The sequence below is a fragment of the Pseudomonas sp. B35(2017) genome (assembly GCF_002113645.1).
In the GTDB taxonomy this organism is placed as follows: Bacteria; Pseudomonadota; Gammaproteobacteria; order Pseudomonadales; family Pseudomonadaceae; genus Aquipseudomonas; species Aquipseudomonas ekonensis.
On record NZ_NEIZ01000004.1, the window covers coordinates 446,357 to 464,262 of the forward strand.

Consider the following 17,906-nt stretch of genomic DNA (forward strand, 5'->3'; position numbering starts at 1 on the left):
ACAGGCCATGTCCTTGCAAAACAGCAGCGACGACAAGATTCAAGTGATCCGCACCAAGCCCGGTCAAGCTCTGGGTTGCTCGATCATCGATGAGGACGGCCGCGAAGTGCCGATCACCGAAGAGATGATCCAGAAGGCCTGCCGCGAACTGGATCAGCGATTGGTCAAGCCTGCCGAACAAAAGTGATGTCGCCACCGTCTTCCTGACCCGGCCCTGATGGCCGGGTTTTTTATGCCTGCCGGCCAAGGGCCGCGACGCACTCACTGACGCCATCGCCAGCGGCCTGGCTCCCACATCGGTTGCGGCGCAGACCGACACGGTGGGAGCCAGCCTGCTGGCGATGAAGCCGCCCCGGTTCATCAGACCGCCACAGCCCCCAGCGCCGCCACGATCTGCCGCAGGGCCGGGGACTCCCCCTCGATCCTGACCTTGAGCCCTTCGATCTCGCGCCGCACCGGATACCCCTTGCGCAACGCATCGAACGCCGCCCGCTGCGCGCCGACATCGTCCACCAGGCTGCGCCGGAAGTCCGCATCGTCCCGGCGCGGGTCGTACACGCCGCGGCACAGCGCCGCCAAGGCCCAGGCCGGGTCGGTGTCGGCATGCAGGGTCATCTGGGCCAGCCACGGCGCCGGCAGCAAGTCTTCGAGACGGATGCTGGCCGGATGACCGATGACGTCGCAGTAGGCCTGGTAGATCTGCGCGGTGCCGCGCTGCTTGCCGTCGAGGCTGTAGCCGGCGATGTGCGGCGTCGCCAGCACGCAGAGGTCGGCCAGCGCCAAGTCCACCTCGGGCTCGGCCTCCCAGACGTCGAGCACCGCTTGAAGGTCTTCGCGGGCCAGCAGCACCTCGCGCAGTGCGGCGTTGTCGATCACCGGGCCGCGGGCCGCGTTGATCAGCCAGGCGCCGGGCTTGAGCCGCTGCAGACGCCCGCGGTCGAACAGGTGCCAGGTCGCGCCGTCGCCGGTGCGGGTCAACGGGGTGTGCAGGCTGATCACGTCGCACTGCTCGATGATCTCGTCGAGGCTTGCATAGTCGCCGCCCTCGGCAGCCTGGCGCGGCGGGTCACAGACCTTCACGTTCCAGCCCAGGCCCTTGAGCACCTTGACCAGACGCCCGCCGACTTGGCCGGCGCCCACCACGCCATAGGTGCGCCGGCTCAGGTCCGCGCCTTCGATATCGGCGAGGGTCAGCAGGCTGCCGAGCACGTAGTCGACCACGCCCCGGGCGTTGCAGCCGGGGGCGCTGGACCAGGCGATGCCGGCTTCGGCGAAGTAGTCGAGATCCAGATGATCGGTGCCGATGGTGCACGTGCCGACAAAGCGCACGTGGCTGCCTTCGAGCAGGGCCCGGTCGACGTTCGTCACCGAACGCACCAGCAGGACATCGGCCTGTTCGACCGTGGCGCGGTCGATGGCCCGGCCCGGCACCCGGCGGATCTCGCCGAAACCGGCAAAGAAGGCATCGAGCAGCGGGATGTTTTCGTCGGCGACAATCAGCATGGCAGGGGCTCCTTGGGCGGATCGGCAGTGTAGGCGCTGACACTGCGATGAGCCAGCGGACATTGCGCGCCCTGAGCCCTCCCGCCCCATGCCGCAATTACAAATCCCCAACACGGGATTTTTCCTGACCGATGCGTCAGCGGCGTAGAATGCGCCGCCCTGCGCATCAACCCTTGGACGCTTTGCCTGTGAACTCCGTGACCCAACGCCCCGCCGCCGTTTCCCCCGACCGCCCCGCCCGGATCCGTCTGGAGCTCAAGAGCCTGCTCGGCCTGGCCCTGCCGATCATCATCGCGCAACTGGCGACCACCGCCATGGGCTTCGTCGATGCGGTGATGGCCGGCCGCGTCGGGCCCCGGGACCTGGCGGCCGTGGCCCTGGGCAACTCGATCTGGGTGCCGGTGTTCCTGCTGATGACCGGCACCTTGCTGGCGACCACCCCGAAAGTCGCCCAGCGCTTCGGCGCCGGCACCCACGGCGAAATCGGTCCGCTGGTGCGCCAGGCGCTGTGGCTGGCGCTGGCGGTGGGGCTGATGGCGACCGCGATGCTGGTCTGCGCCGAGCCGATCCTGCACCTGATGAAGGTCGATCCGGAGCTGATCGGCCCCTGCATGCAATACCTGCACGGCATCGCCAGCGGCCTGCCGGCGGTGGCGCTCTACCATGTGCTGCGCTGCTTCAGCGACGGCCTGGGCCGCACCCGCCCGGCGATGGTGCTGGGCCTGTGCGGCCTGGCGCTGAACATTCCGCTGAACTACGTGTTCATCTACGGCCATTTCGGCATGCCGGCCATGGGCGGCGTCGGCTGCGGTTGGGCCACGGCGATCGTGATGTGGGTGATGGCGCTGGGCCTGGCCGGTTACGAGCGCTGGGCGCCCGCCTACAAATCCAGCGAACTGTTCAGCCGTTTCGACTGGCCGCAATGGGCCGTAATCAAGCGCCTGCTGGCCATCGGCCTGCCGATCGGCATCGCCGTGTTCGCCGAGTCGAGCATCTTCGCCGTGATCGCCCTGCTGATCGGCAGCCTGGGTGCCACGGTGGTGGCCGGGCACCAGATCGCGCTCAACGTCAGCTCGCTGGTGTTCATGATCCCGTATTCGCTGGGGATGGCCGTGACCGTGCGGGTCGGTCAGGCCCTGGGGCGCGGGGAGCCGCGTGAGGCGCGCTTCGCCGCCGGGGTCGGCATGGGCAGCGCGCTGGCCTACGCGTGCCTCTCGGCGAGCATGATGCTGTTGCTGCGCGAGCCGATCGCGGCGATCTACACCGCCGACCCGACGGTGATCCACATCGCGGCGATGCTGATCGTGTATTCGGCGCTGTTCCAGTTCTCCGACGCGATCCAGGTCACCGCCGCCGGGGCGCTGCGCGGCTACCAGGACACCCGGGTGACGATGATCCTGACCCTGTTCGCCTACTGGGGCATCGGCCTGCCGGTGGGTTACGCCCTGGGCCTGACCGACTGGCTCGGCGAGCCCCGTGGCCCGAGCGGCCTGTGGCAGGGCCTGATCGTCGGCCTGAGCTGCGCGGCGCTGATGCTGTCGGTGCGGCTGATCCGCAGCGCCCGCAAGCGCATTCGCACCGGCCATCCGGCGGGCTGAGGCCCGTTCAGCCGAAACAAAAAACTGTGGGAGCCCGCCTGCCGGCGATGGCGGCAAGTCAGTCAACTTGATGTTGAACCGACTGCCTCATCGCCAGCAGGCTGGCTCCCACAGTGGGTTTTGAGCCCTTACCGGGTTCAGCCTTGCTTCTTGCGGATCCAGTACAGGTAGGTGCCGGCCTCTTCGTGCTGGGCCACCAGTTCGTGGTCGAGGAACGTGCAGAACTTGGGGATGTCGCGGCGGGTCGAGGGATCCGTGGCGATCACCTTGAGCAGGCCGCCGGGCACCAGGTCGCGGATGTGCTGGTGCAGCATCATCACCGGTTCCGGGCAATTGAGGCCGGTGGCGTCGAGGGTGCCGTCCACCGGGGTATCGATCATTTCACTCATGGTTCACTCCTGAAGCAGGCCGGCATTGTCGCGCATTGCCGGGCGCGTGGCGAGCGAGCGGCCCCCCGCCGGGCGGCAAAGGCCCCTCGCCACCGTGTTCATTTCCGTCATCCACGGGATTTGGGCTTTTTCGTGTCGTGCCGGCGCAAGTGGCAGGTGACTTCCTCGCGGTCGTGGTACAGCTGCTTGCAGCCGATGTCGACCTTGACGCCCCGGGCCTTGAAACCGTCGGCGATGCGTTCGAGCAGGCGTTTGACTTCGGCGTAGCGCTGCTTCATCGGCAGCTTGAGGTTGACCACCGCTTCCCGGCAGTGGCCCTCGCCGACCCATTCCTCGAGCATCGCTGCGTTGCGGGCCGGTTTTTCGACGATGTCGCAGACCATCCAGTCCACCGGCTGCTTGGGCTTGAAGGTGAAGCCGTCGGCCATCAGGTGCTGCACCAGGCCGGTGTCCATCAGGCTTTGCGCCATCGGGCCGTTGTCGATGGCCGTCACCAGCATGCCCCGGTTCACCAGTTGCCAGGTCCAGCCGCCCGGCGCGGCACCCAGGTCGACGCCGGTCATGTCGCTGTGCAGGCGCTCTTCCCATTGGTCACGCGGGATGAAGTGGTGCCAGGCCTCCTCCAGCTTCAGGGTCGAGCGGCTCGGCGCCTCCCGGGGAAACTTCAGGCGCGGAATGCCCATCGGCCACATCGCCGAGTTGCCGGCGTCGGCCAGGCCGAGGAACACTTCGCGGCCGCTCTTGAAGGTCAGCAGCAGGCGCGGCTTGCCGGCGTCGTCCACCAGCTTGCCGGCGCCGGTCAGCGCCTTGCGCAGAGGGGCCTCGAATTTCTTGCAGAAGTTCGACAGCTCCTTGCCGTCGTTGGTGTCGAGCACTTCCAGCCACAGGCTGCCGCACACCGGAAACTCCGCCATATGCGCGAGGATCACGCTGATGCGGTCGGTTTCCGGCAGATCGATGAAGACACCGCGGGCCCATTGGCGCGGGAAGATCAATTCGGCGAAGCGCTGGCCACGCATCAGCCGCTCGGCGCCGTCGGCTTCGCTGCACACGAACTCGGCGCAGGCGCTGGACGGCTTGGCCTTGGCGTAGCCGGCCACGTTCAGCCGGGCGGCGAGGTCGGAAATCTCGGAGCAGACTTCGCCTTCGAAGCCTGGCCGGCAGTGCATGAATAGGGTGTTCATTGAATCTCCTGGGCAACTGGCAATGGGTCGATGCGCAAACTTGCCCTGTAGCAAAGCCTGTCACGAAAACCGGCGCATGATAGCCGAGTTCGGAACCTTGGTTCTGTCTATAGAGTCGAGTGATTAGCCAGCTACCGGAAACGGGGCTAGGTTTAAAGCTCAGTTCGTCCCCTCAATCCGTAGCCGTGCGGATTCAAAGGAGTGATCGCAATGCCGTCCCTCGATAGCCTGAACACCCTCAAGACCCTGCCGGTCGACAGCAAGACCTATCACTATTTCAGCCTGCCGGAGGCCGCCAAAAGCCTGGGCGACATCGACAGGCTGCCGATGTCGCTCAAGGTGCTGCTGGAAAACCTGCTGCGCTGGGAGGACGGCAAGACCGTCACCGGCGCCGACCTCAAGGCGATCGCCGCCTGGCTCAAGGAGCGCCGCTCCGACCGTGAGATCCAGTACCGCCCTGCCCGTGTGCTGATGCAGGACTTCACCGGCGTGCCCGCCGTGGTCGACCTGGCGGCGATGCGCGCCGCCGTGGCCAAGGCCGGCGGCGACCCGCAGCGGATCAATCCGCTGTCGCCGGTGGACCTGGTGATCGACCACTCGGTGATGGTGGACAAGTTCGCCACCGCCAGCGCCTTCGAACAGAACGTCGACATCGAAATGCAGCGCAACGGCGAACGCTATGCGTTCCTGCGCTGGGGCCAGAGCGCCTTCGACAACTTCAGCGTGGTGCCGCCGGGCACCGGGATCTGCCACCAGGTCAATCTCGAATACCTGGGACGCACGGTGTGGACCCGGGACGAGGACGGCCGCACGTATGCCTTCCCGGACACGCTGGTCGGCACCGACTCCCACACCACCATGATCAACGGTCTGGGCGTGCTCGGCTGGGGCGTCGGCGGGATCGAGGCGGAAGCGGCGATGCTCGGCCAGCCGGTGTCGATGCTGATCCCGGAGGTCATCGGCTTCAAGCTCACCGGCAAGCTCAAGGAAGGCATCACCGCCACCGACCTGGTGCTGACCGTGACCCAGATGCTGCGCAAGAAAGGCGTGGTCGGCAAATTCGTCGAGTTCTACGGCGACGGCCTCGCCGACCTGCCGCTGGCCGACCGTGCGACCATCGCCAACATGGCCCCGGAATACGGCGCCACATGCGGATTCTTCCCGGTCGATGACGTCACGCTGGACTACCTGCGCCTGTCCGGCCGCCCCGCCGAGGTGGTCAAACTGGTCGAGGCCTACACCAAGGCCCAGGGCCTGTGGCGCCTGCCCGGCCAGGAGCCGCTGTTCACCGACAGCCTGGCGTTGGACATGGGCAACGTCGAAGCCAGCCTCGCAGGTCCCAAACGGCCGCAGGACCGGGTGGCGCTGCCCGATGTCGGCCAGGCGTTCAGCGACTTCCTCGATCTGCAGTTCAAGCCCGCCAGCAAAGACGAAGGCCGCCTCGAAAGCGAGGGCGGCGGCGGTGTGGCGGTGGGCAACGCCGACATGGCCGGCGAAACCGACTACGAGTACGAGGGCAGTACCTATCGCCTGAAAAACGGTGCGGTGGTGATCGCCGCGATCACCTCCTGCACCAACACCTCCAACCCCAGCGTGATGATGGCCGCCGGCCTGCTGGCGAAAAAAGCCGTGGAAAAGGGCCTGACCCGCAAGCCGTGGGTCAAGAGCTCGCTGGCGCCGGGCTCCAAGGTGGTCACCGACTATTACCGGGCGGCGGGACTGACGAAGTACCTCGACCAGCTCGGCTTCTCGCTGGTCGGCTATGGCTGCACCACGTGCATCGGCAACTCGGGACCGCTGCCGGAGCCGATCGAGAAAGCCATCCAGCAGGCCGACCTGACCGTGGCGTCGGTGCTGTCCGGCAACCGCAACTTCGAGGGCCGTGTGCATCCGCTGGTGAAGACCAACTGGCTGGCCTCGCCGCCGCTGGTGGTCGCCTATGCCCTGGCCGGCAGCGTGCGCACCGACATCAGCCGCGAGCCGTTGGGCGAAGACGCGCAAGGCCGTCCGGTGTACCTGCGCGACATCTGGCCCAGCAGCCAGGAGATCGCCGACGCGGTGAACCAGGTCAACACCGCGATGTTCCACAAGGAGTACGCCGAGGTGTTCGCCGGCGACGAGCAGTGGCAAGCCATCCAGGTCCCGCAGGCCGCGACCTACGTCTGGCAGGCGGACTCGACCTACATCCAGCACCCGCCGTTCTTCGACGACGTCGCAGGCCCCCTGCCGGCGATCGGCGATGTCCGGGGCGCGCGGATCCTGGCGCTGCTGGGCGATTCGGTGACCACCGACCACATCTCCCCTGCCGGCAACATCAAGGCCGACAGCCCGGCCGGGCGTTACCTGCGCGAGCTGGGCGTGGAGCCGCGGGACTTCAACTCCTACGGCTCTCGCCGGGGCAACCACGAAGTGATGATGCGCGGCACCTTCGCCAACATCCGGATCCGCAACGAAATGCTCGGCGGCGAGGAAGGCGGCAACACGCTGTACATCCCCACCGGCAAAAAACTGGCGATCTACGACGCGGCGATGCGCTATCAGGCGTCGGGCACGCCGCTGGTGGTGATCGCCGGCCAAGAGTACGGCACAGGCTCCAGCCGTGACTGGGCAGCCAAGGGCACCAATCTGTTGGGCGTGAAGGCCGTGATCGCCGAGAGCTTCGAACGCATCCACCGCTCCAACCTGGTGGGCATGGGCGTATTGCCGTTGCAGTTCAAGCTGGATCAGAACCGCAAGAGCCTGAACCTCACCGGTCGGGAAACCCTGGACATCCAGGGCCTGAGCGGCGCGGAACTGACGCCGCGGATGAACCTGACGCTGGTGATCACCCGGGAGGACGGGCGTCAGGAGAAGGTCGAGGTGCTGTGCCGCATCGACACCCTGAACGAGGTGGAGTACTTCAAGTCCGGCGGGATCCTGCATTACGTGCTGCGGCAGTTGATCGCGTCCTGAGGGGCGCATGCCCGTCGGACTGCGCAGCGGGCCTGCTTTATTGGCCCGCTGCGCGCGCCAACCGGAGCAAGCTCCCTTGCCACAAGGGCACTTTCCTGCAGACGAAAAAAAACCCGCCGAAGCGGGTTTTTCCCAAGACCATTATCGACTCCCTGTCGGCAGCGATCCTTGCTCATGGTCGATCATCCATGATCCTGAAACACTCCCTGTGCTTCAGTTGATGTGGCTAGATTACGCATCGGATCCAATCTGGAAAAGTCGAAAAAGCTACCAGTGCGTGTAAGACATTCGCTATAGCACCCCTTCCGAAATCCCCTACGCCTGTCAGGCTTCGAGGGCCGAAGCCGCCAACTGCGCGACTTGCAGCTGCCCGGCGGCGGCTTGGCGGTCGTCATCCTCCAGGAACCACGCGGCCGACAGGCCGGCGAACGCCAACACCCATTGCAGCAGCCGCCGGCGTTCCAGCCCCGCCGCTTCGGCGATCACCTCGACCTGCCGGCGGAAGCGTCCGGGATCGCCCGCCGTCGGCAGTTCGGGGTTGCAGATCAGGTTGGCGTAGTCGTATCCACGCTCGCCGCGCACCCGCTTGGGATCGATGGCCAGCCAGCCCCGCGGCCCGAAATCGAGCACGTTGTCGTGGTGCATGTCGCCGTGCAGCACCACCACGTCCTGCGGCTCGGCAAGCAGGGCTTCGGCGGTGCGCAGGCTCTTCACGTAAGGCCCGCCGTGGCGCTCGGCCGCCAGGCGCAGGGAGGCGAACCACGGCGCCAGCTCCACCAGCGGCGGAGGCGGCGACGGACGCGGGGCATGCAGGCGCGCCAACGCCGAACAGAGGATCCGGCTGGCCTTGTCGTCCTCGCCGTTGAGCGCCATGCGCATCAGCGAACGGCGGCCCATGGCCCGTTCCAGCAGCAGGCCGTCGCCGTGATGGGCGATCACCCGCGCTGCGCCCTCGCCGTCCCACCAGGTCATCAGCAGGTTGCCGAATTTCTCTTCGGCGTCCACGGCGACCTTGAGCATCGCCGGAGCATCGCCCTGACGCACCGGCAGCAGGCGGCTGCCGAGGGTGATGACCGGCTCGCCGTCCGGCACCAGCGCCCAGCGCTGCAGCCACGGCCCGAACACGTCGCGCTCAGCCACCTTCACGCTCACGGGCCCGTTCGCTCTCGGTCAGGAAATGCTCCAACCGGCTCAACTGCTCTTCCCAGCCTCGGCTGTCCATGTAGTAGGCCTCCTTCTGGCGCACGTCGGGGATGTGCGCAAAGCCCGACTCGGACACCTTCAGCAGCGTGCCGTTCTCGTAGTCCTGCAGTTCGAACTTGACCAGCGTGGTCGGCTCTTGGGAGTAGTCGATCTTCGGGTTCACCGCATAGGGGTGCCAGCGGAACGAAAACAGCTGCTGCGGCTCGACCCGCTCCACCAGCACGTTCCACAGCACGTGCTCATAGCCTGGGTACGTGACCTGCCCTTGCGTCCATTCGCCGGCGATGAACCGCCGGCCTTCCAGCGCCACGCCGAACCACTGGCCGAACGCTTCGGCATCGACCAGCGCGCGCCAGACATGGGGGCGCGGCGACTTGAGCGTGATCTTGCGTTCAAAGCTATTGGGTACTGGTTTCATACGTCACCTCCTGTTTTGAACACTAGGCCTGTTCGACCACATGTCCAATGCGAAGTTGTATCAAACGTCGCACCCGATGCGACTAAACTTCACAGTCCCCTTAACGCAGACAACGAGAAAATCCATGTCACCACGCCTGCTCCTGGCCCTTGCGCCGCTGCTTTTCACCCCGCTCGTCCACGCGGCCGCCGATTGCGCCAACGCCAGCGACCAGTCGACCATGAACCAGTGCGCAGCGCAGGAAAACAAAGCGGCGGACAAGGAACTGAACGCGGTCTACCAGCAGATCACCGCGCGCCTGAAGGACAACCCCGACGGCAAGAAGCTGCTGGTGGGCACCCAACGGGCGTGGATCGGCTTCCGCGATGCCGAATGCAAGTTCTCGGCGTCCGGGGTGACGGGCGGGAGCGTCTATCCGTTGATCTACAACAACTGCATCACCTCGGTGACCAAGGCGCGGACCGAGGCGCTCAAGCAGTACCTGAAATGCGAGGAAGGGGACCTGGGCTGCCCGGTGCCGGGCGCTTGATGCTTGTCTGGCCCTGATGGCCTCATCGTCGGATCGCCGCCCGGGGCAAGCCCGCTCGCACAAGGTCGGCGGCGCGAATGAAACAGCGGCCCCCACAGAGAATGCGTGAACACCTCGATTCCCTGTGGGAGCCTGCCTGCTGGCGATGGCGTCAGCGAAGACGCCGCCCTTTACCGGACAAACACCTGCGCCGTGGTGATCGCCATGTCCCCGCCCGGCAGCTTGATGCTGCCGGTCTGCTTCAGGGTCTCGGCATCGAAGATCGCCACGTCGTTGAAGGTGCCGGCCAGGTAGATCTTGCTGCCGTCCTTGTTGAACGAAATGCAGTAGTAGGAGTGATCCAGGTTCGCCGCCTGGATCAGCTTCTTCTGCTTGATGTCGTACTTGGCCAGGCGATTGAGCACGCCGAACATCAGGTTCGGATCCTTGGGCGAGCGCATGCCGCTGAAGTAGATCTCGGTCAACGGGCCGAAGTCCGTGGTTTCGGTCTTGCCGGTCTTCAGGTCGACGCTGAACAGGCCGTACAGGTAGTCGGCCGTGGCCGGATCCTGCTTCTTGTCCTTGAACTTCGCCGCCGTGTAGAGCAGCGAGAAATCATGCCGGTAGGTCTGCTGGTTCCACACATAGAGCACGTCCGGCGCACTGTAGTTGGGGCGTTTCCAATGGCGGCTGGGGATCAGCACGTCGAACTTGCCGGTCTTCACGTCGACCTTGTACACGTCGGCCCCCGCCACATACAGCGTGCCGTCGTCGCCGCTCTGCATGATCGTCAGCTGCCGCGGCGCCGGGAAGCTGCGCACCGGCTTGGCGTTCATCCCGGCGTCGGTCGCGTACACGTCCAGGCGCGGCTGCTTGACCTCGTAGCGGTCGTTGAGCATCTGCGTCGGGTTGGCGATGGCGTACAGTTCCTTGCCGTCGTGGCTGACGGTGAAGGCGAACATCGAACGCGCCTTTTCCCCCGGCTGCTGGGTGATGCTGGCATGGAACACCTGTTTGCAGGTGTCCAGCGCCACGCCGTAGACATCGGCGTAATGGTTGTTCAGCACGTACGCGGTCTTGCGGTCCGGCGACAGCTGCACGGTGCCGGGGCCGAAGGCGTCGGGCATCTTGCAGGTCTTGAACAGGCTGTCGGTGGCCAGGTCGATGACGTGCAGGTTGTTGGGGTAGTTGGTGGTCAACATGTATTCGTGACCGTCTTGCAACGCCGTGTTCTCATCGGCCAGGGCGCTGAGCGAACAGGCGCTCAGGACGGCGAACGCGGCCAGGCCGCAGGCTTTGATGCTGTGCATGCTGGAATCCTTTGTCTGACCGATCATTTGTCTTTGGGGAAGACGGTGCCGAGGTTGCGCCAATTGTCGTTGGACGCCTGGGCATCCTTGTTCCAGTCCGGGTAGGTGCTCATCATGTCCGGCACCTGGGCCGGCCACCAGCACGGGTCGGAGCAGCCGTACAGGTCCGCCTCCATCGGCTGGCACAGCGACGACACCCCGCCGAACGCATCGATTTCCCAGCCCGGGTCCGTGGTCGAGGCGCAGCCGGCGACGGAACTCATCGCCACCACCTCTTCGATGCGGTTCTCGGCCGCGGCTTGATCGAGCTTCTGCGCTTTGTTGTTGATTGCCTTGAGATGTTTCATGTCAGTGAGCCTTGCGCGGAGTGATGTAGCGGCTGATGAACGCAGGGTTGACGGCCATGATCCGGGTGTAGACCTCGATGCCGAAGTCCACCCAGTCACGCATCAGTTCGCAGTAGTGATAGGTCGGGTGGGCCGGATCGCCGTAGCGGGCGTAGCTCTCGTGGTAGCAGCCGCCGGAGCAGAGGTTGCGGATCCGACAGTCGTGGCAGCCGGTGCCGGTGCGGTCCAGGCGCTGGGACAGGAAGTCGTTCAGTTCCACCTGTTTCACGCCGCCATGGACGTTACCGAACGTCGGCAGCGACGAGCCGGTGAAGCGGTGGCACAGGTTCAACTCGCCCTTGTGGTCGACCGCCAGCATCTTCAGCCCGGCGCCGCACGGCAGCGCTTTCTTGTGGCCCTCATGGATGTCGGTGATCAACTGGTGCAGGTTGGAGAAGCCGATGTTGCGGTGCTCCAGCGCCGCCTCCAGGTAACGCCGGCCCAGCTTCTTCATGTTGGCGAACACCTCGACCAGCTCGGCGCCGGAGAGGTTGAAGCTGCTGATGTCGCCCGAGGTCACCGGCGCGAAACCGACCTCGGCAAAGCCCAGCTCGTTGAACAGGTGATCCCAGATGGTCTCGACGTCGGTGACACCGGTGGTCAGCGTCACCCGGGCGCCGACCGGGCGGCTGTCGTAGCGCGACAGCAGCATCTGCGCCTTGCGCCGCACCACGTCGTAGGTGCCCTGCCCGCCCACGGTGATGCGGTTGCGGTCGTGCACGGTCTTGGGTCCGTCGATGCTCACCGACAAGCCGAAGCGGTGGGCGTTGAGGTAGTCCACGGTCTCTTCGGTGAGCAGCGTGGCGTTGGTGGTCATGACGAACTCCACCGATTTGCCGGCCTCGCCGAAACGCCTTTCACAGTAATCGACCATGTACTCGATGAGCTTGCGGTTGCTCAGCGGTTCGCCGCCGAAGAACACCACGGTGTACCGCTCTTCGTCCGGCGACTCGCGCAGCAGCATTTCCACCGAGGCGACGGCGGTCTCCACGTCCATCTTCTTGCCGGCGGACGGCTTGTCGAGGTCTTCCTTGTAGCAGTAGGTGCAGCTCAGGTTGCAGCCGGTATTGACGTTGAGCACCACGGTGTTGATGGCCGTGCGCTCGACCCGTTTGGCGGCGATGTCCGGGGTCAGCGGCGAGCCGTCGCTGACCAGCTCCAGCGAGATCAGCTCGCGCAGGGTCTCGTGGATCGCCTCGCCGTCGAACTGCGCGCCGAGGCGCCGGACCAGGTCTTCCGGGGAGCAGCCGGAACCGCGCAACGCATCGATGATGGTGCCGGTCAGTTCATCGCTGGCGAACAGCGAACTGCTGGGGATATGGAACAGCATGCGGTCGGCGTCGACGTGCACTTCGTGCAGGTTGCGTTCGACCAGATTCAAGATGGCGCCCATTGCAAACCTCCTGTGCAGGCCCCGCTTGGCGGGGCCGGCGGTCATTCCTAAAAGTGTCTGAAGCTCGTGCGTTCAGGCCGTCTCACGGAATGGGTGGATTGTTCCAGCGCTGCACGGTGACGATCAGGTGACCTTCGCCGGTCAGGGACTTGCCCGCATCGTCGACGGCGGCGATCACCTTGAGGTTGCCGGCGTTGTTGGTGGACATCTTGCGCGCCGGGTTCGGCCCGGCATCGCCCGGTGTGAACACGCCCGCGTCGCCCTGCATGGTGCCGGCGAACTTGACGTCTTCGTCTTCCTTGGCGCGCTCGTCGAAGGCTTCGACTTTCCATTGCGCCGGGAACACACCGATGCGGTACGGCTTGCCGTCGGCGCCCTTGCCCCAGGCTTCCGCGTCGAAACGGCCTTGGACTTTCGGCGTCGAACCGCCGCCCTCGCCGATCCGCGCCACCGAAAACGCCGGCACCACCTTGACCGAGTCGACCGTGCCGTACACCGCCAGGCTCGGGCCTTTCAGGCCGCCGACGCTGACCGTCCGCAGGCCCGGCAGGGCATCGGCCGCCGCCTTGACCTTGACCTTGATCCGGTCGGCGTCCTGCTCAAGCACTGCAAGCACCTGCACGCCCTTGCCGAAGTCCGGTTTGCCGTTCAGGCCGCTGCCGATCAGGGTCACTTCGGCCTCGCCGCCGGCCTTCACATACCCCGGCTGCACCGCCAGCAAACGCTGGGAGCCCTGTTTGGCGGCAACGAAATCCAGGCCCCGCTCATCGTGCTCGGCCTCGAACATCCGGCCTTGCATGGCCGAGCCCTGGGCGGCGAACACCTGGCGCAGGGTCACGCCGTCGACGGTGACGTTGCCGCGCCATTCGTAGCCGCTGTAGAGGATGGCGCTGCCGTCGCCGTTGAACGGGCTGCCGTCGGCGTACTGACCTTTGACGCTGACCTTGAAGGTATCGCTGCCGTCGGCGGTGACGCTCATCACCCCGGCCAGTTCGCCCTTGCCGGGCAGGTGGCCGCTGAAGCTCCAGTCCCCCGCCAGCGCCGCAGCCTTGGGTGCGGTCTTGAGCCAGGCCTGCCACGCCGGATTGTCCAGCGCATAACGCTTGGCCAGCAGCGGCACCATCTCTTTGCGGGCGATGTCGAACCAGTCGCGGTCACGCGCCAGCGCCTGGTACTCCAGCGACGGCCATTGGCCCAGGTGGAAGTTCACCAGCCGCTCCCATTCCTGGGCCGGGCGCCGTTGCAGGGCCACGCGCGCGCCGGAGTGGCAGCGGCCGCACATCTGCGCGGTCTTTTCGTCGAACTGCTCGACGGTGTTGAGCCGCCGCTCCAGCGCATAGCGCACGCCGTCGGTTTCGCTGGGCGCCAGGCCCTGGGTGTCGGCCAGGTACTTGACCAGCGTGCGCCGGTCCTCGTCGCTGATCTGCAGGCCGTGCATGGTCTGCATGCGGGCGATGCTCATCAGCCAGCCTTCCGGAGTCTTGCGCTGGTGGCTGATGCGGCTCAGTTTGTCGCCGGCTTCAGGGGTGTGACAGCCCTGGCAGGTTTCCCTGAGGATGGTCTGGGCGTCGCGGGCTGCCAGGCTGTGCGGCGAATGCAGGGCCACGCAAGCGGCCACGGCCAGCAGGCTGGCGCCCATGCCTGATCGGAGTCTTCTCTTCATCAACGTCGAACCTCGCACGGTGCTTTCTTATTGTTGTGGCTTGTCGTTCTTATGGTTTCGCCGTCGGCGGCGCTGCGCGGACGGAGGCAAGCGAAACGTCTGAGCTGAGCAATACACAGAGCGTGCCAGCTTGCGGACAGGCTTTGCGATCAAGCAGTTACGTGCACACCGCAGCGTCCGTACCCTGCCGGCGACGGGCCCGCGCGTCCCATTTCGCGACAGCTGTTGCAGTGTGAGACAAGCACAACGGCCACGTCTGCGGCGCCGCGACCGACGACTGACACCCCGATATCAAAGTGCCTGCTACGCTTGCTGTTCGCACAGCCAGTGCGTCACGCCTCACACCACCGAAAACCTGAGGAATGGATCATGGGATCACATGGAAAGGGTCACGGCTGCACCCATTGCGGCTGCGAAAACCCGGTATGGAACGCACTCAAGCACACCGTCGACCTCAAGGCCTTCGCCGGCAAGGCCGCCGGGCTGCTGCCGGAGCCCGGCGGCGAATCGCTGGTCTTCACCGGCGGCACCATCTACCCCTTGATTGACGGCAACATGACCCAACGGGTCGAAGCGCTGGGCATCCACGGCGGCGACGTGGTCGCCTCGGGCAGCTTGGCCGAGGTGGAGGCCCGCATGAAAGCCCGGGGCATCCGTTACCAGACCCGCTCGCTGGGCGGCAAGACCCTGCTGCCGGGCCTCATCGAACCGCACGCGCACATCGTGCAGTCCTGCGTCATGGAAGGCTGGGAGGATCTGGGGCCGATCGAGGAGAAAACCCAGAAGCTCAAAGATCCCTATGACTGGGCCTGGCTCAAGGCAAGGATCCAGGACAGGCTCGGCACAGCGGATTTCGCCGATCGATCGCGCTGGTTCCTGGGGCGCATGGTCGACCCCGCGCTGATGCCGTTCACCGAATCCGGGCAGCCGGGCGTGCTGAACACGCTCACCGCGTTCTACTGCAAGGCCGATTTCGCCAAGGACGCCGACACCACCGGCAACCTGGACAGCATCGTGTCCGACCGGCCGCTGCTGCTGATCAGCGCCTCCATGCACACCGTCTACCTCAACACCGCCGCCTGCGACGTGGTGTATCACCATCAGGACAAGGCCAGCCAGGCGCTGCGCGACACCTACAAGACCTTTGAGAATTTCCTGTCGGTGACCAAGGGCAACCTGCAGGAAGAGGCCGGCATCACGCCCGCCCTCCTGTCGATCCCGCTGGTGCAGGCGCTGGACGTGGTGAACATCTTCAAGTACATGAAGGACTACTTCCATACGGCGTCCAGCCGCGGCATCACGCTGCTGTATGACGCGATGGTGGACCCGACCTCCAAACTGATCCTGGAAGCCTACGGCCTGACCCACCCGCGCAACCTGCGCATCGGCTATGCGGCCTCCTGCAACGGCGTGGACTTCAGCCACATCCCACCGTACAAGCCGGTGACCAAGGAAGCCGCCCGGCACTTCTACCAGGGCTCGGTGAAGCTGGTGTCGGATGGCTCCAACCAGGGGCTGACCGGCTATCAGGCCACACCGTACTGCTGCAAAACCGACCGGCCGGTGGGCAACTTCAACTTCTGCGACCCAGGCCCGGACAACACGACCCCTGAAGCTCTCCCCGACGCCTACCAGACCACCCTCAACAACGCCGTGGCCACCGGCTGGCCGCTGATGATCCACGCCAACGGCGACCGGGCCATCGAGTTCACGCTGCAGGCCTACAAGACCGCGCTGAAGGGCAAGAGCGGCCTGGACAAGCGTCACCGCATCGAACACTGCTCGCTGCTCACCCCGCGCACCCTGGATCAGTTGCAGAGCGTGGGCATTTCCCCAAGCTTCCTGATCGGCCACGTCGGCTACTGGGGCTACGCGTTCGAGAACGCCATTTTCGAAGACAAGGCCACGCGCATGCTCGACCTGTGCCAGGACGCCCTGGACCGGGGCCTGCGCATCTCGCTGCACAGCGACTGCACCGTCACGCCGCTGGGCCCGCTGCGCTCCATGGAACAGGCCGTCACCCGCAAAATGGAAGGCAAGCGTGAGAACGGCAAGTTCGTCACGGATGCCGCCCGCCAGCCGGTGCTCAACGAAGGCCAGTGCCTGACCCGGCAGCAGGCACTGAAAGCCATCACCTACGACGCGGCCTGGCAGTGCCATGCCGACCAGTGGGCCGGCTCGCTGAAGGACGGGCATTTCGCCGATTTCGTGATCCTGGATGACGATCCGCTCGACGAAAAAGTCCCGGCCAGCAAGATCCGTGAAATCACCGTGAGGGAAACCTGGAAGGGCGGACACAAAGTCTTCGCCCAATAACCGCCGCTGACGGCGCGGACGTCCGGCTGGCAGGCCGTACGTGCGCGCCCGATCAGCGGCAACCGGTCACAGGGCAGTTCATCGCCCGGCGATTGACGTACCCCCCGTCCCGGCGCGAAATGGTTGTTCACCCAGTGCTGACAGGGAGATGCGTCATGGCAAACATCACGGTCCTGGCGGGGGATTTTCTGCAAGGTGACGGCGTGTACCGGGACGGAAGCCTTACGCTCAGGACAACGTTGCACCCATGGCCGGGCCTTACCCTGCCGCTCTCATCGATCAAGACCCTCGAAGTCGCCAACGAGGAGTCGATCAGCAACTTCAAGGACGCCATCGGCTACGGCGTGGCCGGGGCCATGCTGCTGGGCCCCATCGGCGCCATCGCCGGGTTCATGCTCGCCGGCCACGAGACTGAGGTGACGTTCCTGGCGACCCTCAAGGACCGGCGCCGCCTGCTGATCGCCGCCGACAGCGACACCTACCAAGAGATCTCCCGCCAAGTCGCCTGCTGAATATTCCGCCAAGAGCCCTCTGGCACCTGATTGTCCTTCGTTGTGCCTGCCCGGAATCGGCCTTCACCCGTTCCGGGCGCGTTCGATCCTTACCAGGCGCTAGCGAACAGGCTTGTCTGGATGCACCTCGTACCGTGCGCCCGGCTCGCGACAGGCGAGCCCTTGCTCTGCCGGAACCGCCCCGCTTGCCTGCTTCCTGTCTCTTTGGCGCTGCCTCCGGTTGGCCGGTGGGGACATACGCAGATCCCTGTAGACCGCAAAGGCGATCAGCAAAAGAATGCCAAGCGACCACAAGGACAAGATCAGAACCGTCATAAATCCTCCTCAAGTACCGCGACCACATAGGACGCAACGATCACAAAGAAGCTGACGACAGCCATCGAGGCCCCCGTACGAACCTCTTCAGCCTCGACCACGTCGCCGATCAACAAAGCCGCGGCCCCCGTCACCATGAATCCCGTACCGATGCACAACAGCAGGTTGGTCATCCATCGAATGGTTTTGTTGTTCATCGACATCCTTGCCAGACATTCTCCCGCCAACTCCGTGGCAGGGTTCACCGCATGACGGC

Annotated in this window: 16 protein-coding genes; 6 read left to right on the top strand and 10 right to left on the bottom strand. The window is 65.4% G+C overall.

The genetic code is table 11. The annotated features are described in order from the left end of the window. The first annotated feature begins 7 nt into the window (after nt 1-7). Nucleotides 8-187, top strand: coding sequence for a PA1571 family protein (locus CAG41_RS11040; RefSeq protein ID WP_085584577.1), 180 nt, complete (start codon nt 8-10; stop codon nt 185-187). A gap of 173 nt (nt 188-360) precedes the next feature. Here CAG41_RS11040 and pdxB read toward each other — a convergent pair whose 3' ends face one another. Continuing rightward, nucleotides 361-1,503 (bottom strand): 4-phosphoerythronate dehydrogenase PdxB, encoded by a 1,143-nt coding sequence (gene pdxB, locus CAG41_RS11045; protein WP_085706988.1) that lies wholly within the window; start codon nt 1,501-1,503, stop codon nt 361-363. A gap of 188 nt (nt 1,504-1,691) precedes the next feature. Between pdxB and CAG41_RS11050 the strand changes: the two genes are divergently transcribed. Further along, nucleotides 1,692-3,101, top strand: a complete 1,410-nt coding sequence (locus tag CAG41_RS11050; RefSeq protein WP_085584581.1) for an MATE family efflux transporter — start codon at nt 1,692-1,694, stop codon at nt 3,099-3,101. A gap of 137 nt (nt 3,102-3,238) precedes the next feature. Here the strand turns inward: CAG41_RS11050 and tusA are convergent, their stop codons facing one another. Both tusA and rlmM read right to left on the bottom strand, forming a co-directional pair. After that, complete coding sequence (gene tusA, locus CAG41_RS11055) at nt 3,239-3,490, bottom strand: sulfurtransferase TusA (RefSeq protein ID WP_085584583.1); 252 nt, start codon at nt 3,488-3,490, stop codon at nt 3,239-3,241. A gap of 107 nt (nt 3,491-3,597) precedes the next feature. Next, entirely contained in the window at nt 3,598-4,674 is a 1,077-nt protein-coding gene (gene rlmM, locus CAG41_RS11060) for a 23S rRNA (cytidine(2498)-2'-O)-methyltransferase RlmM (RefSeq protein ID WP_085706989.1), read from the bottom strand. A gap of 210 nt (nt 4,675-4,884) precedes the next feature. Here rlmM and acnA point away from each other — a divergent pair, with 210 nt between their 5' ends. Further along, nucleotides 4,885-7,626: an aconitate hydratase AcnA gene (acnA, locus tag CAG41_RS11065; RefSeq protein ID WP_085706990.1), complete on the top strand. Its 2,742-nt coding sequence runs from the start codon at nt 4,885-4,887 to the stop codon at nt 7,624-7,626. A 324-nt stretch (nt 7,627-7,950) separates the two neighbouring features. Here acnA and CAG41_RS11070 read toward each other — a convergent pair whose 3' ends face one another. Together CAG41_RS11070 and CAG41_RS11075 are read right to left on the bottom strand one after the other, a co-directional pair. Continuing rightward, a complete protein-coding gene (locus tag CAG41_RS11070; RefSeq protein ID WP_085695295.1) occupies nt 7,951-8,766 on the bottom strand; it encodes an aminoglycoside phosphotransferase family protein in 816 nt (271 codons plus the stop codon). Further along, the gene (locus CAG41_RS11075) at nt 8,759-9,247 is read right to left on the bottom strand and encodes an SRPBCC family protein (protein WP_085584589.1); all 489 of its coding nucleotides are present in this window, start codon (nt 9,245-9,247) and stop codon (nt 8,759-8,761) included. Before CAG41_RS11075 ends, CAG41_RS11070 begins: the two co-directional genes overlap by 8 nt. Nucleotides 9,248-9,371: 124 nt before the next feature. Here CAG41_RS11075 and CAG41_RS11080 point away from each other — a divergent pair, with 124 nt between their 5' ends. Beyond that, a complete protein-coding gene (locus CAG41_RS11080) occupies nt 9,372-9,776 on the top strand; it encodes a lysozyme inhibitor LprI family protein (RefSeq protein ID WP_085706991.1) in 405 nt (134 codons plus the stop codon). A gap of 170 nt (nt 9,777-9,946) precedes the next feature. On the opposite strand, the gene peaD is transcribed toward CAG41_RS11080, so the two are convergent. The 4 genes from peaD to peaA all read right to left on the bottom strand — a co-directional run bounded on the left by peaD (nt 9,947) and on the right by peaA (nt 14,507). Then, entirely contained in the window at nt 9,947-11,065 is a 1,119-nt protein-coding gene (gene peaD, locus CAG41_RS11085; protein ID WP_085584593.1) for a quinohemoprotein amine dehydrogenase subunit beta, read from the bottom strand. A gap of 23 nt (nt 11,066-11,088) precedes the next feature. Continuing rightward, a complete protein-coding gene (gene qhpC / locus CAG41_RS11090; RefSeq protein ID WP_033061173.1) occupies nt 11,089-11,412 on the bottom strand; it encodes a quinohemoprotein amine dehydrogenase subunit gamma in 324 nt (107 codons plus the stop codon). 1 nt (nt 11,413) lies between these two features. After that, complete coding sequence (gene peaB / locus CAG41_RS11095) at nt 11,414-12,844, bottom strand: quinohemoprotein amine dehydrogenase maturation protein (RefSeq protein ID WP_085706992.1); 1,431 nt, start codon at nt 12,842-12,844, stop codon at nt 11,414-11,416. An 82-nt stretch (nt 12,845-12,926) separates the two neighbouring features. Then, nucleotides 12,927-14,507 carry a quinohemoprotein amine dehydrogenase subunit alpha gene (gene peaA, locus CAG41_RS11100; protein ID WP_085584597.1) on the bottom strand — a complete coding sequence of 527 codons (1,581 nt, stop codon included), beginning with the start codon at nt 14,505-14,507 and terminating at the stop codon, nt 12,927-12,929. Nucleotides 14,508-14,876: 369 nt separating this feature from the next. Here peaA and CAG41_RS11105 point away from each other — a divergent pair, with 369 nt between their 5' ends. Continuing rightward, the gene (locus CAG41_RS11105; protein ID WP_085630821.1) at nt 14,877-16,823 is read left to right on the top strand and encodes an amidohydrolase; all 1,947 of its coding nucleotides are present in this window, start codon (nt 14,877-14,879) and stop codon (nt 16,821-16,823) included. Nucleotides 16,824-16,978: 155 nt separating this feature from the next. Continuing rightward, entirely contained in the window at nt 16,979-17,335 is a 357-nt protein-coding gene (locus CAG41_RS11110; RefSeq protein WP_085584601.1) for a hypothetical protein, read from the top strand. A gap of 311 nt (nt 17,336-17,646) precedes the next feature. Here the strand turns inward: CAG41_RS11110 and CAG41_RS11120 are convergent, their stop codons facing one another. After that, nucleotides 17,647-17,847 carry a hypothetical protein gene (locus CAG41_RS11120; RefSeq protein ID WP_085584605.1) on the bottom strand — a complete coding sequence of 67 codons (201 nt, stop codon included), beginning with the start codon at nt 17,845-17,847 and terminating at the stop codon, nt 17,647-17,649. Between the last annotated feature and the right edge of the window lie 59 nt (nt 17,848-17,906).

Excerpts from the sequence above, each read along its gene's own strand:
- CAG41_RS11040 (WP_085584577.1), top strand. The coding sequence starts at position 8 with ATGTCCTTGCAAAACAGCAGCGACGACAAGATTCAAGTGATCCGCACC.
- pdxB (WP_085706988.1), bottom strand. The coding sequence starts at position 1,503 with ATGCTGATTGTCGCCGACGAAAACATCCCGCTGCTCGATGCCTTCTTT.
- tusA (WP_085584583.1), bottom strand. The coding sequence starts at position 3,490 with ATGAGTGAAATGATCGATACCCCGGTGGACGGCACCCTCGACGCCACC.
- rlmM (WP_085706989.1), bottom strand. The coding sequence starts at position 4,674 with ATGAACACCCTATTCATGCACTGCCGGCCAGGCTTCGAAGGCGAAGTC.
- acnA (WP_085706990.1), top strand. The coding sequence starts at position 4,885 with ATGCCGTCCCTCGATAGCCTGAACACCCTCAAGACCCTGCCGGTCGAC.
- CAG41_RS11075 (WP_085584589.1), bottom strand. The coding sequence starts at position 9,247 with ATGAAACCAGTACCCAATAGCTTTGAACGCAAGATCACGCTCAAGTCG.
- CAG41_RS11080 (WP_085706991.1), top strand. The coding sequence starts at position 9,372 with ATGTCACCACGCCTGCTCCTGGCCCTTGCGCCGCTGCTTTTCACCCCG.
- peaD (WP_085584593.1), bottom strand. The coding sequence starts at position 11,065 with ATGCACAGCATCAAAGCCTGCGGCCTGGCCGCGTTCGCCGTCCTGAGC.
- qhpC (WP_033061173.1), bottom strand. The coding sequence starts at position 11,412 with ATGAAACATCTCAAGGCAATCAACAACAAAGCGCAGAAGCTCGATCAA.
- peaB (WP_085706992.1), bottom strand. The coding sequence starts at position 12,844 with ATGGGCGCCATCTTGAATCTGGTCGAACGCAACCTGCACGAAGTGCAC.
- peaA (WP_085584597.1), bottom strand. The coding sequence starts at position 14,507 with ATGAAGAGAAGACTCCGATCAGGCATGGGCGCCAGCCTGCTGGCCGTG.
- CAG41_RS11105 (WP_085630821.1), top strand. The coding sequence starts at position 14,877 with ATGGGATCACATGGAAAGGGTCACGGCTGCACCCATTGCGGCTGCGAA.
- CAG41_RS11110 (WP_085584601.1), top strand. The coding sequence starts at position 16,979 with ATGGCAAACATCACGGTCCTGGCGGGGGATTTTCTGCAAGGTGACGGC.
- CAG41_RS11120 (WP_085584605.1), bottom strand. The coding sequence starts at position 17,847 with ATGAACAACAAAACCATTCGATGGATGACCAACCTGCTGTTGTGCATC.